This window comes from Pantoea sp. ANP04, assembly GCF_041982285.1.
GTDB classification, from domain to species: domain Bacteria; phylum Pseudomonadota; class Gammaproteobacteria; order Enterobacterales; family Enterobacteriaceae; genus Pantoea; species Pantoea eucalypti.
Genome location: NZ_JAUTYS010000183.1, coordinates 1 through 521 on the forward strand (window position 1 = coordinate 1; position 521 = coordinate 521).

Annotated in this window: 1 protein-coding gene; it reads right to left on the reverse strand. The window is 31.1% G+C overall.

Annotation, left to right across the window (positions count from 1 at the left end):
- The coding region (locus Q7C21_RS23000; RefSeq protein ID WP_375151238.1) for an ABC transporter permease at positions 1–441 on the reverse strand (441 nt) is incomplete at its 3' end.
- Positions 442–521 lie beyond the last annotated feature (80 nt).

Here is a 521-nt window from a genome sequence, read left to right on the forward strand (position 1 = left end):
ATCGCTAAAAACAATTCCGAATTCTGTGTAAGATGAAAAACTCAACCCAAGAATCAAGCTCATGATAAAGATAAAAATGGTTGAAAACAAAGCGAAAACAACAACGGTTAAGAATTTGGATAAGATGAATTCTTTTTTACTTAATCCGTCAATTAAGTTTTGTTTCAAGGTACCATAACTATATTCATTTGCCATCATGGAAACAATTACAATGGCTAAGAAAAATTTCAACCATGCGGCGATATAGGTATTAAAATGCCAAATAAAAGGAAAGTTGAATATTCCCATTTCGGCCAGATGAAATTTGATTACGCCGATGTCAAATTTTATAGATGCAATTAACGCAATGAAGGAAAGTAAAATAAAATAGGTTAAGGTAAGAACACGGCTGGCTTTGTTTTTCCAGATTTTTTGAAGTTCTATAGAGATAAGTCTGTTCATGGTTTAGTTTTTTTGGATAGTGGCGTTTTTTGTTAATTCTAAAAATTGTGCTTCTAAACTGTTTTTGCGTTTTACTAAAT